The organism is Paenibacillus sp. GCM10027627 (assembly GCF_042675505.1).
In the GTDB taxonomy this organism is placed as follows: Bacteria; Bacillota; Bacilli; order Paenibacillales; family Paenibacillaceae; genus Pristimantibacillus.
Genome location: NZ_JBHTHB010000001.1, coordinates 1057586 through 1077206, shown reverse-complemented (window position 1 = coordinate 1077206; position 19621 = coordinate 1057586). Strand labels below are relative to the sequence as shown.

General features: G+C 46.0%; 15 protein-coding genes. 13 read left to right on the top strand and 2 right to left on the bottom strand.

Annotation, left to right across the window (positions count from 1 at the left end; genetic code table 11):
• The first annotated feature begins 132 nt into the window (after nt 1–132).
• Both ACFQZE_RS05015 and ACFQZE_RS05010 read left to right on the top strand, forming a co-directional pair.
• Complete coding sequence (locus tag ACFQZE_RS05015) at nt 133–6966, top strand: DNRLRE domain-containing protein (RefSeq protein WP_379354280.1); 6834 nt, start codon at nt 133–135, stop codon at nt 6964–6966.
• A 15-nt stretch (nt 6967–6981) separates the two neighbouring features.
• Nucleotides 6982–7380: a DUF4279 domain-containing protein gene (locus ACFQZE_RS05010; protein ID WP_379354278.1), complete on the top strand. Its 399-nt coding sequence runs from the start codon at nt 6982–6984 to the stop codon at nt 7378–7380.
• Between the two features lie 151 nt (nt 7381–7531).
• Here the strand turns inward: ACFQZE_RS05010 and ACFQZE_RS05005 are convergent, their stop codons facing one another.
• Entirely contained in the window at nt 7532–8218 is a 687-nt protein-coding gene (locus ACFQZE_RS05005; protein ID WP_379354276.1) for a Crp/Fnr family transcriptional regulator, read from the bottom strand.
• 81 nt (nt 8219–8299) lie between these two features.
• Between ACFQZE_RS05005 and ACFQZE_RS05000 the strand changes: the two genes are divergently transcribed.
• From ACFQZE_RS05000 to def, 4 genes are all read left to right on the top strand, one after another.
• On the top strand, nt 8300–9061 hold the full coding sequence (locus ACFQZE_RS05000) for an HAD-IIB family hydrolase (protein WP_379354274.1): 762 nt from the start codon (nt 8300–8302) through the stop codon (nt 9059–9061).
• Between the two features lie 238 nt (nt 9062–9299).
• Complete coding sequence (locus ACFQZE_RS04995) at nt 9300–10019, top strand: class I SAM-dependent methyltransferase (RefSeq protein ID WP_379354272.1); 720 nt, start codon at nt 9300–9302, stop codon at nt 10017–10019.
• A gap of 212 nt (nt 10020–10231) precedes the next feature.
• The gene (locus ACFQZE_RS04990) at nt 10232–10471 is read left to right on the top strand and encodes a helix-turn-helix domain-containing protein (protein ID WP_379354270.1); all 240 of its coding nucleotides are present in this window, start codon (nt 10232–10234) and stop codon (nt 10469–10471) included.
• A 17-nt stretch (nt 10472–10488) separates the two neighbouring features.
• Nucleotides 10489–11010, top strand: coding sequence for a peptide deformylase (gene def / locus ACFQZE_RS04985; protein ID WP_379354268.1), 522 nt, complete (start codon nt 10489–10491; stop codon nt 11008–11010).
• A gap of 68 nt (nt 11011–11078) precedes the next feature.
• Here the strand turns inward: def and ACFQZE_RS04980 are convergent, their stop codons facing one another.
• Nucleotides 11079–11669, bottom strand: a complete 591-nt coding sequence (locus ACFQZE_RS04980) for a TetR/AcrR family transcriptional regulator (RefSeq protein ID WP_379354266.1) — start codon at nt 11667–11669, stop codon at nt 11079–11081.
• 109 nt (nt 11670–11778) lie between these two features.
• Between ACFQZE_RS04980 and ACFQZE_RS04975 the strand changes: the two genes are divergently transcribed.
• From ACFQZE_RS04975 to ACFQZE_RS04945, 7 genes are all read left to right on the top strand, one after another.
• A complete protein-coding gene (locus ACFQZE_RS04975) occupies nt 11779–12258 on the top strand; it encodes a PH domain-containing protein (protein WP_379354263.1) in 480 nt (159 codons plus the stop codon).
• Nucleotides 12245–13687, top strand: a complete 1443-nt coding sequence (locus tag ACFQZE_RS04970) for a PH domain-containing protein (RefSeq protein WP_379354261.1) — start codon at nt 12245–12247, stop codon at nt 13685–13687. The genes ACFQZE_RS04975 and ACFQZE_RS04970 overlap by 14 nt, the downstream gene beginning before the upstream one ends.
• Before the next feature lie 74 nt (nt 13688–13761).
• Complete coding sequence (locus ACFQZE_RS04965) at nt 13762–14835, top strand: NAD(P)H-dependent flavin oxidoreductase (protein ID WP_379354259.1); 1074 nt, start codon at nt 13762–13764, stop codon at nt 14833–14835.
• A gap of 82 nt (nt 14836–14917) precedes the next feature.
• The gene (locus ACFQZE_RS04960) at nt 14918–15799 is read left to right on the top strand and encodes an alpha/beta fold hydrolase (protein ID WP_379354257.1); all 882 of its coding nucleotides are present in this window, start codon (nt 14918–14920) and stop codon (nt 15797–15799) included.
• A gap of 21 nt (nt 15800–15820) precedes the next feature.
• Nucleotides 15821–16702 carry a DMT family transporter gene (locus tag ACFQZE_RS04955; protein WP_379354255.1) on the top strand — a complete coding sequence of 294 codons (882 nt, stop codon included), beginning with the start codon at nt 15821–15823 and terminating at the stop codon, nt 16700–16702.
• Nucleotides 16703–16960: 258 nt separating this feature from the next.
• A complete protein-coding gene (locus ACFQZE_RS04950; protein ID WP_379354253.1) occupies nt 16961–19030 on the top strand; it encodes an Ig-like domain-containing protein in 2070 nt (689 codons plus the stop codon).
• Nucleotides 19031–19215: 185 nt separating this feature from the next.
• Nucleotides 19216–19572 (top strand): glyoxalase superfamily protein, encoded by a 357-nt coding sequence (locus ACFQZE_RS04945; protein WP_379354251.1) that lies wholly within the window; start codon nt 19216–19218, stop codon nt 19570–19572.
• Nucleotides 19573–19621 lie beyond the last annotated feature (49 nt).

The following is a 19621-nucleotide window of genomic DNA, read 5'->3' as shown; positions in this document are numbered from 1 at the left end:
CTTAATTTCCGTTTAAGTCTATTTTAAGGATGTATTAAGCTTTCCATCAAATACCGCTATCAAATTTTATATCAAGATTGATATATTATCTTTTGCATCCTAGATCATCGACATAGTAAAGGGGACTTTTCATTGAATCGCCGAGTACGAAATTTATTTAAAAAATGGTTTAAACCAAGCCGCAGACGGACACAAGTGGGGATTGCCCACCTGCTGTCCCTTTCGCTCATTATCGGGCTGCTGGCTCCTGCAGGCGCTGTCAGCGCCGGACCTAACAAAAAAGTCGACCAAATGAGCTCTAACGAGCTGACCACGGTCAAAAAGAAAAAAAAGGATTTTCCGAAGAGGCCTAAAAAAGGTGAAAAAAGTGAAATTGTAGATTGGCGCACAGCAAACTCCAAGCACTATGTCAAAGATGATGGAGAATTTGTCGCGGAGCTGTATGACAAGGAAATTTTTTATCAAGATAACGAGTCTGAAGAGTGGAAAACAATCGATAATAACTTGGTGCCCTCCGAAAAAGGGAACAAGGGCAAGGGACACAAAACAAAAGCGAACAAGTTTGAAGCTTTTTTCCCTATTGATTTTAAAGAAAAAGGATTGCTGTTTAACTATGAATACGACGGAACGGCTATCGATTTCTACGCTGTAAACGGCAAAAACAGCAAGCCGAAAGTAAACGGAAACGAAGTTGTATTTAAAAATATTTTTAAAGATACAGACATTAAATACACCGGCGATTCCGATCAAATTCGCGAAGATATTATTCTTTACTCTCCAAAAGCGCCTTCCTCCTACACCTTTGAGGTTCGGCTGGAAAACCTGAACTATGAGCAAACGGAAAAAGGCGATATCGTATTCACCCGCAAGGACAGCAATCGGTTCGCCTTTCTGATCCCGCGTCCTTTTATGTACGAGGCGGGCCTCATACCGAACATTTCCTCCGCAGTTACGCAAACGATAAGAGAAGAAGGCGGACGCATTTATATCGATATTAAAGCGGACGAAAAATGGCTGAACGATCCAAGCCGTCAATATCCGGTCACAATCGACCCGCCGATCACAACAAATCCTAATTACTATGAAGATACATTTGTCAGCAGCGCACAGCCTGCGGCAACTGGACTTGACCAATATCATCATGTGTATGCAGGCAATAACGCGACTTACGGCAAAACGGAATCGTATATACGTTTTCCTTTGCCGCAGCTTCCTACAGGCGCATTGGTTACAAAAGCGACCGTTTCATTATACAACTACCTTTCTGTAGCAAGTCCAACCAAGGTGGATTTGTATGAAGTCAATGAGCCTTGGAAGGAAGACTCCATCAACTGGAATTCTAAACCGAACAAAACGCAAATGGCGGGCAAAACGTTTACCGTCACGGGTGCCGGCACGTATTCCTTTGATCTGACGACTGCTGTAGATGCCTGGTATCGCGGTTCCAAGCCGAATAACGGAGTGGCGCTCGTTGCAAACCCCGATACGTCTGCGATTGTCGGATTTACGTCCAGCAATTATAGCAGCTATCAGCCAAGCATGACGGTTGAGTATTCGATGGACCCGAACGGCTCGACCAGTTTCTGGACATATACAGACGAAGATGTCATGCCGTTCAAAGGCAACCTGTTTATAGATGATACTGATTTATCTGTTGACGGACGAGGCTTGGGAATGGATTTGACCCGATATTACAATAGTCGTCAAACGACTCCTGATGGATTTTTTGGCCCGAACTGGATTTCCAATCTAGACATGAAGGTTTGGGATTTGCATGGCTCTTACGCCTTTCTCGATGAGAATGGAACCACTTATTTATTTGAAAAAACGTCGGGCAGCGATGGCAGTTCGAATGGATATGCTCCACCGCCTGGAGTAGGGCTTGGATTGAAGCTTGAAGGCACTGGAACGGATGAAAAAGTCGTCATCACAACAAACGAGCATATTGAATATGTGTTTAATCGTGCGACTGGCCGTATCGAAAAAGTAATGGACAATAACAAGCAGGCCACCTCGTATGTTTTCCAAAAAGACAGCATTGTCATTACCGATCCCTCCGGACGGCAGCTTACAATGATGCTGGATGCGAAAGGAAAAGTCGCAAGCGCGGCAGCTCCTTCCGGAATGACGGCAGCGTATACGTACGATGCGGCTACCGGGGCGCTAAAAAGCGTGCAAACGACCAAAGGTTCAGAGAGCAACTCTACGGCATACACTTACGTTGCGTCATCGGCGACTCCCGGCAGAATGCTGCTGACGAAGGAGACGGATGGAGACAATAACTCAACTGATTACGAGCATGACCAATACGACCGGGTTCGCAAAGTATCAGATACGGTTGATGGCAAAATATCGGCTTCGACATATACGTATGTGCAGTCTCCTCGTACGGTAACCGTTACGGGTCCAGGCGTAACCGGACAAGTAGGGGATACGGAGCAACAATCCGTTGTTTACTCCACAAACGACAATGCCAATGTGACGAAAATAGACGAGAAATTAAATGCAAATCAGAAGGCGCAAACGATTTACACCTGGTCGGAGCTTAATCAATTGACGGAAGTAAAGGACCCTAATTCGCAATCGACCGCTATTTCGTACACAGATGACGGAAAGCCGCTGGAAGTGGATTTCCCTGACGGCAACGATATTCGGATGAATTATGACCCTAATGAAAACTTGATTTCGGTGAAAGACCGTACCGACGATGTACAAGGAACTCTTTACGACAGCAAACATAATCCGACGGATGTATCAGATGGTATCGGCAATACGACGATGCTGGATTACGATGCGAACGGAAACTTAACGAGTCAAACGGATGATTTGAGCCTTGCTCATAATCTTTTGGCCAACAGCGGATTTGAAAATGGAACGACTCACTGGAAAGCAGTTGGCAGCCTTGGAGCTTCGGAAAAGTTTGAAACCGTGGCAGCCGATATTGTCAGCCATGGTTTCAAAACGCTGCATCTCCTGTCCCAAGATGGTGTGGACGCAGAATCGGCGTTTACATTCCCTGTAAACGAGTATCAAAAATATACGTTCAGCATGAGCTTGAAAACGGCGGTACAGACAAGAACGATGCTGAAAGTCATTTGGACCAAAAAGGACAATACCAAAGTCGAGCAGAGCTTTACAATGTCCGGTGCGGATACGGTTGCCCGGGGTTGGACACGTAAATCGACTGGAATAGAAGCGCCGGCTGATGCCGTTAAGGCTACTGTGCAGCTCGGAGTTGCGGGCGCAGGTGAAGCTTGGTTTGACAATATTGCTGTAGAAGGCGGCGCCAGCCGTTCGGACGACAATCTGGTCACAAATGCGGGCATGGAGTTCGATGCGGATAAATCGACCAAAGCTGACGAGTGGTATCCGCCATCCGATGCCGTAACGGGCATTTCGATTAACTACAACAAATTTAAATTTGGAAAATCGTCTGAACGTATAACGGGTACGCCTGGCGTGCTCAAGTATGTAAAACAAAATTTGTCCGTTGGCGGACGAGCGGGCAGCAAGTTTTCCATTTCCGGCTGGAGCCTCGGCGAAGGCATTCCGGCGGATACCGGTATTAAATGGCGTGTCCAGTTGAATATGAACTACACCGATGGAACGATCGGGAATTACGGGATCGCATTTGATGCCGCGAATAACGAATGGCAAGACGTATCGCGTATCGTGACTGCGGAAAAAGATTTTAACGATCTTTCGGTCGTTCTTATGTTTGATAATATGGCTGCGACGGCTAATGCGTATTTTGACGATGTGAAAGTAACGCGTGTAGATGCGCCATCGACGAGTTCAGTTGCGGGATATAACTTAATCGATAACTCTTCTTTCGAACAGGATTACGATGCCACTAACCGTCCTGACGGATGGAACTCGCTGTCGGCAACGAACTATTCGGAGTGGATCAATCTGGAGCGTAAAGATACAGATCCGCAAGGAAGCCCGATCGATTACAAAAAGAGCAATACGTTTACTGGAACAAGGTCTATTTTGTTAACTGGAAACAGCTCGGAAGAAGCGGCGTTAGTTCGTGCGGAATCCATTGCGGTTCAAGCGGGAATGACGTACACCTTGATTGGTTACGGCAAAACGGTAAATGCGCCAGCGTCAGGATTGCTGCTTATCGCGCGCGATGCATCGGACAAAGAGCTGACCCGAATTAAAACGCCTGTGTCTGATAAAGATACCGATTGGAAACGGGTACGTTATGTTTTTGATACAAGCATGCTGCCAAAGGGAACGGCTAAAGTACAGGCCGGAGTTTACAAAGAGGCGGGCGGCGCTGGCAAAGCTTTCTTTGACAATATTCGTCTTCAAGAGGGAGAGTTTAGATCCTCTTTCACCTACGATAATCAGGGCAATTATTTAAATTCGGTAACAACGCCTAATGGCAACACGACAAAGCTGGTGTCCGATGCCAATACGGGCGATACTAAAGAATTTACAGATGCGCTTGGAAACACATTTTTGTATGACTACTTTATGGACGGCAATGCCAAATCGTTTACGTTCCCATATCAAAGTCAATTGGGCGGAGCAATCTCGAACAAGACTTTCACTTATGAATACGATAAGTCGGGCAATTTGACTAAAATTAAAGATCCGAATCAAAATGCCGTCTCCGTTCAATACAATGAACAAAATCAAGTGGACAAGCTGACGGAATCCGCTTCAAACATAGCAGGCACAGCGAAGTCTCTGGTATGGGATTATAATTACGACGCTTCAGGCCGATTGATCAATGTAAAGTCGGCAAACGGCAAAACGACTACTCTTACGTATGATCAAGGCAATCGGATTAATTCGGTTAAGCTTGGGGCCAAAACGTTCAACTACGGGTTTGATCTAAACAATAACTTGATCAGTTATGGCAACGGCACTTCTTTGTTTAAGGCCGAATTCGATGAAATGAACAATGTGACCAAAGTATTAGAGCCGACGGCTACTCGTTATTTGGAAGCGGAATACGATGCGGAGGGCGACCGAACCTTATTGAATGTGGTTCCGAACACGGCTACTACATTCAGCTACGAATATGAATATGACAGTGCCGGAAACCCGCTTCGATATACGGACGTTCATGCTCAAAAGTCGATCTATTATTTACACGATGAATCTGGCAGGCTCGTAAAGTCGGTTTTCTCGGGCAATGTGTCTAATTTCTACACGTATGATAAAGACGGGCGAATGGAAACTAGCCGCAGCGAACTGCTCGGCAAAGAGACTGGGAAATGGAAATATGAATACAATGCTGCCGGCCATTTAACCAAAATTGTGGATGAACTGGATTCATCGAAAGGCATCTCGTACCATTATGATTCTCTTGGCCAGTTGGTGGAGGAAGAAACGGCGCAGGGTAAAAAGACCTTTGCTTATGATGAGGTAGGAAATCGCACTTCGGTTGTGGACGGTGGTCAAACGACTGCTTACACGTATAACAAAGAGAAAAACCGTTTGCTTAGCGTGGGAGGGAAAGCTTACACCTACGACGATAGCGGGAATGTTTTGAGCGATGGCACAAATCAGTACGTGTGGGGCGACGATAACAAGCTGAGCACGGTGAAAAACGCTGCCGGAACGACGACACTTGCTTCTTTTAGCTATGATGCTTTGGGCAGACGCGAAACGATTACGGCAGGCGGAGTTGTCAAAACTCTTCATTATGACGGAAACCTGGTCACTTACGTCACGAACGCGAGCAATTCGATCTTGTACCGAATCGGTTACGATCATAATGGACGTCCGGTTGTATTCCGTTCCAATGGTGTAAACTATTGGTATCAGTACAATGCGCATGGCGATGTTGTAGCTTTGTTGGATGATAACGGTGCCGTTAAAGTATCTTACAGCTATGACGCTTGGGGGAACCACACGTCCAAAGCTCCGACAGATGCGACTTTGAAGTCGGTGTACGAAAACAATCCTTATCGTTATGCTGGAAGCTGGTACGACCAAGAAACAGGCAAATATTATTTAGGCGCACGTTTTTATGACCCAGCAATTGGCCGTTTCCTGTCAAAAGACCCGGTTGGCGTAAGAGTAGGCAGCCATTTAGGCACTAATGCATACGCATATGCGGACAACAATCCCATCATGTATGCCGATCCTCATGGCGAATGGGTGTGGATCGTCGTCGACATTGCAACGGGCGTTGCGCTCGATTATGCTATGTACAGATATGGCGGCGGCAAAGGCAAGTTCAAATGGGGCGCTTCATTAAGAAGCAACGCCGCTTGGAGCTTGATTCCTGGCGGGGGATATGCGAAAAAGTACAAAAAAGCTAAAAAGTTTCTGAAAATGAAGCGAAAGTCCAAGGCTAGAGGCTGCAATTGCTTTACAGCGGGGACGAAGGTTCTCACGGATGAAGGGGAAAAGCCGATTGAGGAAATTGAGGTCGGGGATAAGGTTCTTTCGAAAGATGAGAATCATGTTGATGGTGTAGTTGGTTATAAGGAAGTAACGGCTCTATATCAAAACCAGCGCGATGACATAATAAAATTGCATATTGGCAAGCAAATGATAGAGACGACCGACAACCATCCGTTCTGGGTTGAGGGTAAAGGTTGGGTGTTTGCAGACGAACTGGAAGCAGGAGACCGGCTTCAGAAGGATGACGGAAGCGACCTTACGATTGACAGGATAGAGTTTGTAAAATTAAATGAGCCTGTTACCGTTTATAACTTTACTGTTGAGGATTACCATACGTATTATGTGACTGATTTGGGGATATGGGTTCATAATACAGAGGGGCCTTGTAACTTAGATAAAATAGAAGACAAATACCTTAAAAAAAGAGGGATAGATGCCCATGAATTGAAGAAGGATCATTTAGGAAGGAAAGCAAAAATATCCGAATATGATTTATATGTAGATAAAAAGACGGGGGAAATATTTATAGTTAGAAAACCTAAGTATAATAAAAATGGTCAAAAGCCAATTTCTACTGGAGAGAAAATAAAATAATAAGGGAAAATAAAAATGGATAAAACAAGTATAATGGTGGACTTTAGCATTATTGGTGATGATTTCTCGCCTTCAATAATTACCGAACGATTAAATATCGTACCAACCGAGCAATACAATAAGGGAGAGTTAAGCAAAAAGAATCTTACAAGAAAAGAAAGCTGCTGGAGTAAAAGTACTGGATATATCGATACATTATATGTTTCTGAAGTTTTAGAAAAAATCATGATGGAGATTTCCGATTCAAAACAAACATTAATTGAGTTAAGGGAAGAATTTGATTTAGTTTATAAGTTCATTGTCGTTTTGAAAATAGAACAAAACCAAAAGCCTGCAGTATATTTGGAAACTTCAATTATACAGTTCGCTAGTGAGATCGAGGCGGAGATAGATTTTGATTTTTACATCTATTGAGCTGGTTATATTAAAGATTATTAAAAAAGGAAACCTTGAAGATCATAATCTTCAAGGTTTCCTTAGCATTACATTTTTTACACGCATCAAAATCAAGGTCAATCAATCATATTATTTAATGGGACTAATCCAGTGAATCAACGGTTTACATTTAATCATACCGCAAGCCATTTGAAATTTCGTCCAAGCGTCCCCAATCGAGCACGAGGATGCTTTTTTTCGTTTTTTGGACGATGCCTGCATCGGATAACTTTTGGATGACCCGATTTAAGTGCCGGGGAGTTGTCCCGATCAGAGAAGCAATTTCATGACTGCGCTGGGTGCTCATTTCGATGCCAAACTCGTTTTGCAGCCTCACCGTCAAAAAGTAACTGGCGACCCGCTCTTCTACTGAAGACAATAAATTAATTCTTGAAGCGGTCGTGCAAGTTTGAAGCTTATAGGAGAGATGTTGTAAAAGAAGATGCATAAACGCACGGTTTTGCATTAAATCTTCTTCTACCGTTTTTTTCTCAATAAATAGAATGGTAGTTCGTTGAAGGGCCTCGATTTGGGATTGAATCGGAACATGCTGGATCAGCTCAATATCGCCGAAAACCGAAAGCGGATAACAAAATCGGAGCAGCAACGATTTCCCCGTTCCTACGCTAGTCGTCACTTTTGTCTGACCTTCCACTTGAATATACAGGCCGTCTAAAGGGTCCCCTTCTTTCAAAATCAACTCATTTCGATCATAAGTTCGAATTTGGATAGAAGGAACGGACTGAAAAAAGATAGCGTCGAGGTTGAAGGCAGAAAGGTAGAATTGTACGCGTTCTTCATCTAAGATAGCTTTCATAATCTTCTCCTTTTTGGACATCCGTCCTTTTTATTATACAAGAAAGGGACTAAGATGTGGGAAAGGAGAGGGGAAAAAAGGATGAAATTTGTATTCGATTTGGATGGCACAATTTGTTTTAAAGGGAAACCGTTAAGCCATTTAATGGTGAAGGCTCTGGACTCTTTAGTGGAAAAAGGGTTCGACCTTGTTTTTGCCTCCGCCAGGCCGATTCGCGATCTGCTGCCGATTTTGCCACCGCATTTGCAGCAATGTTTAATGGTGGGCGGCAATGGCGCGTTTATGGCTGAGGGCGGCCGGATCGTCTCGACGGTTTCATTCGACTCCAATACGGCAGACGCCATTATGGCCTTAATTCATAAATACGAAGCGGATTATTTAGTGGATAGTCGCTGGGACTACTCTTTTTCCGGCAGCCTTGATCACCCTATTCGGGTCAATATTGATCCCGAACAACGAGCAAAAGCGGTTCCGCTAGAGCAATTAAATGAAATGGTTAAAGCGGTCATTTTACGAAGCTTCAATCAACAAGAAGTGATGGAAGAGCTGAAAAAACTGCCAGTCGTCCTATATCGTCATGGAAATGAAGACATTATCGATATTAGCCCGCAACACATAAACAAATGGACGGGACTGCAAAAGCTTGGCGTAATGTCGGGGGAGTTTATTGCATTTGGCAACGACGCTAACGATATTTCCATGTTTCAACATGCCGTTCACTCCGTATGTGTTGGCGAGCATCCAGAACTTTTGCGTGTAGCGACAGAACAGGTGCAGAGCGATGAAGGTGCGGTCATTGAAAAAATAAGTGAGCTTCAAATGTTGTTAAGCCAAGGTGCTTAGTTGAAGAGTTGACTTCATTAGCATAATGGCGCTATTATAGATATGTTAAGTCTCCAATTAATTGCAAGAGGGAGATACCCTTCACGTATGTTGGATCACGCATGTTAGACTCGACCGGAGAAAAAGGCCGAATTGTCCTTATGAATAAAGGGCAATTTTTTTACGGGAATCAAAGACATTATATATCTATAATAGTCTCATTTATTTCACGTTGAATGAATTAGGAGGTTTTATTTGAATGAGAGAACTACTATCCTTGTTAAACCCTCAGCCTGGGGAGCGAATTTTGGACGTTGGCTGCGGAGCGGGGCAGCTTATGGCCGCTATTGCGGATGCCGGTGCGGTCCCAACCGGTTTTGATTTGTCGGAGGAAATAATCGAACAGGCTAAGCAGAACTATCCGGGGCTGGATTTTCGAGTGGAGGATGCTCGCTACTACCAAACGGATAGCCAGTTTGATGCCGTTGTATCCCATGCTGCGCTGCATTGGATTAGTGATGCTGAAGCAGCCGTCCGCACGATTTCGCTCGCACTTAAAGAAGGGGGCCGATTCGTGGCCGAATTCGCCGGAAGCGGTAATGTCGTTACAGTGACGGATGCAATTGAAGAGGCGTTGAAAAAGCACGGATATGCATGGGAAGGACTAATACCATGGTATTTGCCTACTGCGCAACAATTTGCAAGCTTGCTGGAGCAGACGGGATTCCGCGTCACGTTTATTCAGCATTTTGAGAAGCCATCTCCGCTTAAGGGCGGTAAAAATATTCGAATGTGGCTGGATAGTTTCTCGAATTATTTTTTTCAGCATGTTAGTCCTGCCGATAAAGAGTCGATCTACCAACACATTGAAGCCTCTGTTAAACCTCGACTTTACCGGGATGAGCAGTTGATCCTTGATACGACCAGACTGCGCGTGACGGCCATTAAAGAAAGTCCATCTAATGTTTCCAACACATGAGGAGGAGATGAAATCATTCGTCTAGCTCAAGCAAGACGGCTGCTGGTTCCCCCATTTAAGGATGAGGATTAGGATTGTTTAGAAGTCGCTTTATTTTTGAATCATCCTTTGTTATATTAGGTGTTAATTAAATAAATTAGGCATAAACTAATATTATTAATCAACACCTAATATCTTGTCCGTTCATCATGACAAGTGGAAGGAGAATCGGCATGTTAGTTTGGATGCTCAGAAAAATAATGGCGGAACGGGGCATATGGACGGGGGCGGAATTGGCGCGGCTTTTGAAAGAAAGGGCAGGGTATGAGCTGTCGGCTCCGTCGATCAGCGTACTTCTGAGAAGCCAGCCCAAGCAGATGAAGGCAGAAACGATGGATGCTTTATGCACGGCTTTGGAATGTGCTCCTGGCGAGCTATGGGTACATACTCCATCTCAAATTAAAGGGGCATAGTGGGAGGCGTTAAAGTAATGGCGGAAAAAACGATTCTCCCTTTCGGAGACCCTATTTTAAGAAAACGTGCGAGAGTGGTTGAGGAAGTGAGTCCCAAAATCGTTAAGCTTTTGGACGATATGAAGGATACGCTGTATGCAGCAGAAGGAAGAGCGGGCTTGGCGGCTCCGCAAATCGGGATTCTTCGGCGAGTCATTGTGATGGACTGCGGAGATGGACTGATTGAGCTCATTAATCCGGAATTGCTGGAAAGCCGAGGCGAACAGATCGGTCATGAAGCTTGTCTTTCATACCCCGGATATACAGGTCTCGTCAAACGAGCGAAATATGTTAAAATCAAAAGCTTGAATCGGTCAGGGGAAACGTTTATTCTCGAAGCGGAAGACTATTTAGCCGTTTGCATTCAACATGAAATGGATCATTTGGATGGCGTGTTATTTGTCGACCGAATAGAGGGAAACAACCTTTTCCACGATAGGAGCAAACAGAGAATAAATGTTTTTGACGTTTTGCGCTTGACGCTTGGCAATGGAATGTGAAAATAAACCTAGGAATCAGGCAGCCGATAAATCGGCTGCCTTTTTTTGCTCCAGAGGAAGCGCGTAGCTCATAGTTCTTGCAAGTGGCGCAACAACGTCGATTCTACTTTCTTTTCGTCTGCCGCATCGGGGCGCATAAAGCAATGGACAGCGAGTCCGTCAACCAAGGCATACAGTCGTTCCGTTTCATATGGAACATCGAGTTGCTTTTTCGCCATGTTCAAATAAATCAACGCCTCAATAACGAGCTTAATGAGCAGCATGTTTTCTTCGTATATTTTGGCGTTAAACGGTTTTAAAGCGGGCGTTCGCGCAGCCTTGGCATTAAACCAAAGCCATACCTCCATTTCCAATTTGGTTTCGGGGTGAACGGGCAGCAATTGCATAAGCAGATGAACGAGCTGCAGCATTGTAGGTGCCGATGTAGTAGCGATCAACGCTTCAATACGCGAACCCGCCTTTTTGCTGACGAGCTCCATCAAATAAATATACAAATCCGCCTGACTGCGGAAGTAATGGCGCATGGCGCCCATAGATAGTCCAGACTCTTTCGCAATGTTACGGACACTCGCCGCTTCGACACCGTCTCTTCTCACAATGGCCCAAGCGACTTCGGCAATTTTTTCTCTTTGCGAGTCATGGTTTTGATTTTTTGGCATGGCCTAATTGTAGCACATTCCATTTTATTTAGCACACTGTGCTTGAATTATTTAGCACACCGTGCTATTCTTTTGCAAAGTGAAATTTTGGCAAAGGAGATGTTTCGAATTGGGTGAGATACTGGATGGGAAAATTGAAAAAAATGTCCTTATCGTTTGGAGGCTGACTGCACTTTTGATCGTGTCGCCATCGATTTTGATTGCAGCGGCCATGCTTCTGTTTTCGTTATGGCTTCATTGGCCATTTTGGCTGTTTGGCGCTGCTCTTGGTTTTGTACTGCTTGTCCATGTTCTATTTGTTGTGGTTAATCCTCTGCTCCGTTACAATCGCTGGTCTTATTGCGTTAAAGAACAAGCGGTTGAGCTGCGCCATGGCATTTGGAGCCGGAAACGGACGATTATTCCAATGGTTAGAGTCCAGCATGTGTCAATGAATCAAGGACCGTTAATGCGGCGTTACGGATTAGCCTCGATTACGATTTCAACCGCGGCAGGCAGCCACAATATTCCGGGGCTTACAGAGCGTACTGCCGATGAAGTTCAAAGCCGGATCGCGGTATGGGCGGAGGTTTCCAATGAAGGGGAGTAATGCAGCTTTAGCGGGCACGACCAGGCGTTTGCATCCAGTTTCCCTTTTATTTTTTGCGGAAAAAACAGCAAAAAGTATGGCGCATGCCTTGCCTCTCATTCCGTTAATCGGAGTACTTGTTTCAATCGCCTTTGGAGAGAGGGTGAATGGGTGGACTCTTGCTATTGTAATGATTAGTGTAGTGTTTATGCTTGTTCTCGGATTAGGCTGGCTCCGCTGGTACCGATTCACCTATGTAGTGAAAAACGGAAAACTGTACATAGAACAAGGAATCTGGTTCCGCAAACAAAGCTGGATCTCCAAGGAAAAAGTGATGTCGGTAGAGCTTACCGTTTCTTTGTACCAACGGCCGTTTGGTTTAACCAGCCTATTGATAGGCATTGCTGGGGCCGAAGAAGCGGTTGTCGAACTGAGCTGCATGAGCAAGGCCGAAGCAGAGCGGATTCGTAAGGAAATGACAGGGTCCTTGCTGAGCCGGAAAGAAGCGGAGGGCGGTGAGCTGAAGCGCATTTCACTCCACTTCAACGATTTGCTGAGCTATAGCATTACCTCTGCCCGCATTGGCATCGCACTTGCTGTACTGGGGGCGATTGTGGCGCGGTTTGACGATTTTAAAGCTGTATTCGATCTGTGGGCTTTTATTGCCGAAGCCTTTGGCTCGTATTGGTATATAAAGTTTCCCATTTTAATAATGGCTGCCGCATGGTTCAGTGCGGTCATCCTCACAATTTTAATGGATTATCATTTCCGTCTGGAACGGGATGGAGATCAGCTTTTGATAAAAAGGGGCCTGCTTCAAAAAAAAGCTTCCGTCATTCCTCTTCGGCGTATTCAGGCGGTGAAAGTGGTGGAGAATCCGCTTCGCAGGCCTTTCGGTCTGGTCACTGTTTACGCGGTTATAGCGGGCAAAACGAATGAGGATACGCGAACGGTAGTGCTTTTCCCTCTTTTAAAGGCAGCAAGGCTGAACGGGTTTCTAAAAAGCTATGTGCCAGGCTTTGAATGGCCGGAAAAATGGAGCGGAGGACCAACTCCATTCGCAAGAAGTCACTTCTTGCTGTTGCCTGTTCTATTGGCTTCGTTCATTGCGATTCCAGGACTCATTTGGCTGCCGGGCTATTATGCCGGGTGTGCGCTTTTATTGCCGATGATTGCGGCTTTATGGGGAGAGCTTCGTTATAAGCAGTCGGCATGGTCGGTAGAAGGCACGCAGCTCGCCATCCTGTACGGTGGAATATCAAGGCGGCAAGTATGTATTCCAAAAAACAGAATGCAATGGTGCTCACTTTCCCAAACGGCATGGCAAGAGCGGAGAGGATGCGCTACGTTGCGTGTCGCGGTTGCTGCAGGAAGCGATCCCGCTATATTTGCAATCAGGCATTCTCCTCAGGTTAAATTAGGCGAAATGTTGGAGTTTTTGAGTAAATAAGGTTACAGATCAAGAGACATCCACCTAAATTTGGTATAATAGAGGCAAACCGACGAGCGGGGGAGGGCCCGAAGATGAACATTTCGCTAGATAACGAGCTATGCGCACTTTTTAACATAAAGTATCCTATATTTTTAGCAGGGCTTGCCGGAATTCCCGGAGTAAAACTGACGGCTGCTGTTTCAAATGCGGGGGGACTCGGCACGCTCGGCGCAGCCTATCTGACACCTGATCATTTGCGTGAAGCTATTCGCGAAATAAGGGAAGAGACGGCGGCTCCTTTCGGAGTCAATCTATTTTCTTCCTCCTTTATAGACAGCACTGCAACAATAGTAGAGGTTCAACGGCAGCTCAATAGGATGCGTGCTCAGTTAGGACTTGACGCTATGCAAGGAGCTGTTTCCACGCCCGATCATTTTGAAAAGCAGGTTGAGGTGTTGCTGGAGGAAAAGGTTCCGGTCATTAGTACAGCCTTTGGACTGCTTCCGAAGGAGATGATGGGGCAAGCGAAATCGGCGGGTGCTCGTGTAGTCACTATGGTCACAACTGTGCAAGAAGCTGTTATGGCGGAACAAGCCGGTTGCGATGCGATTGTTGCACAAGGCAGTGAAGCAGGCGGGCATCGTGGAACTTTTGAATTAACCAGCCATCCTATGGGAGCGAATATCGGCCTTATGGCATTGACCCCCCAAATTGTGGATCGAGTAACGATTCCTGTCCTTTCAGCTGGAGGGATCATGGATGGCCGAGGACTAGCCGCTGCTCTCGTATTAGGTGCGCAAGGGGTGCAAATGGGAACGCGCTTTTTGACCGCATTGGAATCAGGGGCGCATAAAGCTTACAAAGAGGCGCTCTTAAGCAGTACGGAGGAGAGTACCGTGTTGACTAAAGCATTTTCGGGACGTCCCGCAAGAGGAATTGTCAATTCCTTTATTCAACAATGGGACGCAAGCGGAGTGCAGCCGTTGCCGTTCCCTACTCAAAATACGTTGACAAGAGATATCCGAAATGAGGCTTCCGAGCAAAATAATGAGCAATTTATGTCCCTATGGGCTGGACAAGGAACGAGGATGCTGACGGGCGGCCAAACGGCCGAGGAAATCATTTTGAAAATGGTCGGCCAGGCCAAGTCTATTTTGGGCCAGTAGAACAAATGCGATATATGAAATAGTAAAATAATAACAGTTTGGAGAAGTCTATTACTATAGTATTTGAAGGAGAGGCGAATGAATGGGATACGATACGAGCAATGAAAAGATTTTGAGAGTAAACGGGGTGGAATTGGCAACCGAGACGTTTGGCAACCGGAATCATCCTGCCATTTTGTTGATCCAGGGTGCAGGCAACTCTATGATTTCTTGGGACGCCGAGTTTTGCCGGAAGTTCGCCGATGAGGGTCGGTTTATCATTCATTACGACAGCAGGGATACAGGGCGATCAACAAGCTGCGAGCCGGGAGAGCCCAATTATGCGCTGCGGGATTTGAAAGCGGATACACTCGCTTTAATCGAAGCATTTGAATTATCAAAAGTGCATCTGTTCGGGCAGTCTCAAGGGGCAGCCATTACCCAACTGTTAGCCATTGAGCATCCGGAACGAATAGCCAGCATTACACTTGGATCGGGCACGCCGGGCGGACCGGGACATGGAGCGGCTGACCTTCCGTCAATGAACGAGGAAATTGCTCAATTATTTTCGGGCCAAACGGTCGTGCCGGAACCAGACTGGAATGATCGGGAATCTGTGGCTAACTTTCTGGTTGAAGGGGAGCGTCCTTTTGCAGGAGGCGGGCATTTTGATGAAGAGTGGATGCTAGAGACGGCCCGTCATATTTATGATCGAACGCTTAATCTTGCTTCGCAGTTGACCAACCCGTTTCTGCTTGATGCCGGGAGCCCTTGGAGAGACCGATTAGCTGAAATTGCCGTTCCCGCTCTAATTATTCACGGCACGGCCGATCCGCTTTTTCCTTTTGCACACGGCGAGGCGCTCGCCCGCGAAATCCAGAACGCCAAGCTGCTGCCGCTTCATGAAGTCGGCCATGCTCAATTGCCGCGCCATGTTTGGGATTCCGTTGTAAAAAATATAGTTGAACATACAAGCTTGTATTAGCTTGAATAGGGAATTAAAAAGATGATTCAGTTATTACTTTTTGGTGTGTCGACGGCACTTTTATGGAGTTTTGCGGATATTTTTATTGCTAGAGCGACGGTGACAGTCAAACCTGTATTGGCCGCTGGAATAGTCAATATAGGCGGAGCATTGTTATATGCTCTTTTTTACATGTTAACTGTAAATGATAGGACCACCTTGGAAATTAGCGGCATCATTTATGGACTAGGCGGGGGCGCATTTATCGCTTTTGCTTCCATGTTCTTTTTTGTCGCTCTTGCAAGAGGGCCCATTGGAATATCAAGCGCGATTTCAAGTACATATCCGGCAGGCACGCTGCCGCTTGCAGTGTTTTTGTTCGGCGCAAGCATTCAGCTTCCGCAAGTGTTAGGCGTGGCTATGGTGGCCATAGGTGTCGCGCTTGCTTCGGGGTTGCTGAGCAAACGCGATGGAGCAAAGCGGCAAAAGGGAGCGAGCGGCCCTGTAATGGCGTTGTTTGCCGCGGCTGGTTGGGCTGTAGGTTACGCGCTCTTAGCAGAAAGCGTCGCGCTGATCGGGTGGAGGGCGGCCACGCTTTTTCAAATGGCGGCGGTCGGCTTTATATTTGTTGTTGTTCTTATTGCGAGGCATAACTCAATAGCTTCTTCGGAATTTGGGCTGCGATCGGCAATTCGCAATAAGTGGGTGATTGGGGCCATGCTTACGCAGCTTGCCGGCGGATTGCTTCTAAATATCGGTCTCGAATACGATACAAGCGGAGGCTCTATCATTGTGGCTGTATCCGCCTGTTACCCTATTCTTACTACCGCATATGCTTATTTTTACCTCCATGAGCGTGTGCCTGCAACATCTATGTTAGGCGGATTGCTTGGTATTATAGGTGTTGTTGTTTTGTCGGTCTGACGTTTGTTTTGGATATTCAAGTTTTCAAATGATTTAAAAGTGTATCCAAGTATAACAGGTTTTTACGCCAGTCGTTCATTGGTTCATAACGTGGGAAGTTTGCTCGAACTGTGACTAGTTTTGCCGGAGACAAACTTCGACAGAAACATTTTCCTCCGAGGTATCGTTTAAGAGATACATGAGCTGGACCGCAACCACCTGTTAGCCGCGGGCTTTTGATTGCGGTACCGGCAGTATTCCTTAAGGAGGCCTAATGTAATGAGAAAAATAACGTTGATCCTGCTCGCAATTACTTTGATGCTTGGAGTTTCCATACCGGCAGCAAGTGCAGCGACGCTTACAACGGAAGAAAAGTTCCAAATCCTGAAGCAGAAAGGAATTATGAGCGGGTTTGAGGATGGCTCCTCTCGCCTGAACGAATCGATGTCACGCGAGCAATTTGCTACCGTGCTGTACAATTTGCTTGAGCTGCCTGTTTCCAATTCTACACCCGGTTTCGTAGACGTGTTGAAAACCCGCTGGTCGTTTAAAGCGATTCAAGCCGTGAGAAGCGCTGGCCTTATGGTCGGTAAAGGGGATAATCGGTTTGGCCCTACTTCCCCGGTAAAAGTGGAAGAGCTGGCCGCTATTTTACTTAAGGTCAACAATGTTCCATCCAATTCGAATGTTAGCTTCACAGGGAAAGTATCGCCTTGGGCGAAGGCAGCCGTTGGTACCGCAATTGCGAAAGGGTGGATCGCTCCTCGCAGCGATTACACGGTAAACGCTACCCGGGGCATTCTGGTAGAGGCTGTTTACGCGGTTTATACGGGATGGGACACGGCACTCGATATTAGATCGGTTGAAGGCTTGACCGCCCAGACGGTGCGAGTGAATCTAAAAACAAAAACCGCTTCAGCGGAAGCCAAGCGCTTTGTCATCAGAGATGATCTTGGCAACAACGTGCCCGTCTATCAATCGATAGTCAGCAGTGACGGTTTGACGGTATTGCTCACAACGGGCTTGCAGCTTGAGAACCGCACTCATTATGTAACCATTGACGGCAAGGTATGGTCGTATGTTTCCACGAGATCGGATATGGTCAAACCTTCGGTTATCTCATTAGAGAAAATAACTGCCCGCGATTATATTCTTACGTTTTCGGAGCCAGTGGAACAGTCAACAGCAACCAACCCTTCGAACTATACATTTTCGAGCGGATTAAAGATTACGTCGCTGCAGTTGACTTCGGATAAAACCAAAGTGATGTTCACGACATCGAGTCAGACGAATAACGTTCGTTACTGGCTGACGATTAGAAATGTAAAAGACCTCTCCGGCAACGTAATGGACACAAAAACGGATTTATCTATTCTCGGCAGCAACGACTCGACTAAGCCGACTATTATTGATTCCGAATTTAAAGTTAATGCGGACGCTTCATTGACTGTGAAATTCAGCGAGAAGGTTAATCGTGACTTTGCTGTTCAAACGGGAAGATATAGTCTTAACAACGGCCTGGTTGTTTTATCGGCAAGTCTGAACAGCGATGGGCAGACTGTCACGCTGAGGACATCGGCCCAACAAGACAAAACCTTGTACAGTCTTACGGTAGCGGGAATTCCGGATTTGGCTGGCAATGTAATGGACACAAAAACCGGCCTGTATTTTGGAGGGATTTCTAATCCGCTTCTGCCTGTGAAGCTTCAAAGCATAGCGGCGATAAATCAAAATACAATTGAAATTACGTTCGACAGAGATATTAGGGACGAGGATGTGGCCTCGCTAGTTGCAACCGTTGTTAAGGATAACGGAGCTGCTGTTTCGATGTCTGGCTGGAGCAAATACACGGTTCGCAAGCCTGGAACCAATCGAATAGTATCCGTTCAATTCCGCACAAGCAACGATTCGAACCCGAACTTGTTCCAGCCTGGTCATGTCTATTCTGCGAGAGTAACGGGCGTATCGTCGCTTGTGACTGCCGATGGCGCGAATGAGTCTGTCTTTGCAGGAACAGTTATTGCAAATGAGGCTCCTTACGCCAAACAGATCGTGGTAGTGAACAAAAATACGATTAAAGTGTTATTCAGCGAGCCGGTGAAAAATGTGAATGATCCTTATTTCGCTGTTAAGGAGCAGGGAGGAGAGGCTGTTGCCATCTCTCATGACGAATTAAACAATACGAATGCGGTTGTGACCGAGGTGACGCTGAAGTTGTCTAAGGATTTAACGTCTGGCCGGGTATATGTTCTTACGTTTAAGCCGGGCATTACCGATGCGGCAGGTTTCAACGGATGGAAGACGAAAAACGGCAGCGAAGACATCAGCATTTTATTTACGGGAATTTAGATAGGGAAGCAGCAACAAAAGGGTTTATCTAGTATAGCAAAAGGCCGGCCTGCTCAAATGCAGGTCGGTCTTTGTCGTCTTCACTACCGTTTTGCTAAACTAATAGATAGCTCAAAATGTTGCCTTAATAGAGTAAAATAAACAATATGCGGAGCTTAACATGGGCTTCGACTAGGAGGCAGAAAATGCAAAGGGTCGTTCCAGCGTTTCGTATAACGGATTATTTAAAAAGCAAGGAGTTTTATGTAAGCGGCCTAGGCTTTCAAGTGGATTGGGAGCATCAATTCGAACCCGATTTCCCTTATTTTGTACAAATTTCAAGAGACGATATGGAGATTTATTTGACCGAGCATACAGGGGACTGTCAGGTCGGAGGTTTAATTCATTTTTTTGTTGCCGACGTGGATAGCTTGTATGCAGAATTAGTGGGCAAATGCTCCATTTTAGGCCGCATAAAACCGCCGCAGCCGTTGGAGGAGCTGCGGATTATGACCGTAACTGACCCGGATGGAAATCAGCTTCGTTTTTGCATGGAGCGGTAGGGGAAATTATAAAGGCAGTTTTATTGGCATTACAGCAGCTTCCGCATGA